General features: G+C 56.0%; 1 rRNA gene. It reads left to right on the top strand.

Annotation, left to right across the window (positions count from 1 at the left end):
* Positions 1-145 precede the first annotated feature (145 nt).
* Positions 146-1,453: ribosomal RNA gene (locus ACY9XZ_RS21845) — 23S ribosomal RNA — on the top strand; the annotation flags it as partial.

Raw genomic sequence — 1,453 nt, 5'->3', positions numbered from 1 at the left:
TACGACGACAGATGCACCAGGCCGGGTGAAACCGCGCCTGGGAAGGGTCGATTCGCCCACCATCTCCACCTTGGGGGCGAATATGAAACCGTGTGTACGTGCGATCCAGGCGTCCACTGGACTCGTTCAGTTGAACGAGTCACAACGACGTTGGCTACTATGCCAGCTGGTGGATTGCTCGGCTCAGGCGCTGATGAAGGACGTGCCAAGCTGCGATAAGCTGTGGGGAGCCGCACGGAGGCGAAGAACCACAGATTTCCGAATGAGAATCTCTCTAACAATTGCTTCGCGCAATGAGGAACCCCGAGAACTGAAACATCTCAGTATCGGGAGGAAAAGAAAACGCAATGTGATGTCGTCAGTAACCGCGAGTGAACGCGATACAGCCCAAACCGAAGCCCTCACGGGCAATGTGGTGTCAGGGCTACCTCTCATCAGCCGACCGTCTCGACGAAGTCTCTTGGAACAGAGCGTGATACAGGGTGACAACCCCGTACTCGAGACCAGTACGCTGTGCGGTAGTGCCAGAGTAGCGGGGGTTGGATATCCCTCGCGAATAACGCAGGCATCGACTGCGAAGGCTAAACACAACCTGAGACCGATAGTGAACAAGTAGTGTGAACGAACGCTGCAAAGTACCCTCAGAAGGGAGGCGAAATAGAGCATGAAATCAGTTGGCGATCGAGCGACAGGGCATACAAGGTCCCATGACGAATGACCGAGACGCGAGTCTCCAGTAAGACTCACGGGAAGCCGATGTTCTGTCGTACGTTTTGAAAAACGAGCCAGGGAGTGTGTCTGTATGGCAAGTCTAACCGGAGCATCCGGGGAGGCACAGGGAAACCGACATGGCCGCAGGGCTTTGCCCGAGGGCCGCCGTGTTCAAGCGCGGGGAGCCACACGGACACGACCCGAATCCGGACGATCTACGCATGGACAAGATGAAGCGTGCCGAAAGGCACGTGGAAGTCTGTTAGAGTTGGTGTCCTACAATACCCTCTCGTGATCTATGTGTAGGGGTGAAAGGCCCATCGAGTCCGGCAACAGCTGGTTCCAATCGAAACATGTCGAAGCATGACCTCCGCCGAGGTAGTCTGTGGGGTAGAGCGACCGATTGGTGTGTCCGCCTCCGAGAGGAGTCGGCACACCTGTCAAACTCCAAACCTACAGACGCTGTTTGACGCGGGGATTCCGGTGCGCGGGGTAAGCCTGTGTACCAGGAGGGGAACAACCCAGAGATAGGTTAAGGTCCCCAAGTGTGGATTAAGTGTAATCCTCTGAAGGTGGTCTCGAGCCCTAGACAGCCGGGAGGTGAGCTTAGAAGCAGCTACCCTCTAAGAAAAGCGTAACAGCTTACCGGCCGAGGTTTGAGGCGCCCAAAATGATCGGGACTCAAATCCACCACCGAGACCTGTCCGTACCCGTTACAGGGTAATCGAGTAGATTGGCGCTC

This window comes from Haloarcula sp. HT12 (assembly GCF_055271655.1).
This window is presented reverse-complemented; position numbering and strand designations above follow the sequence as displayed.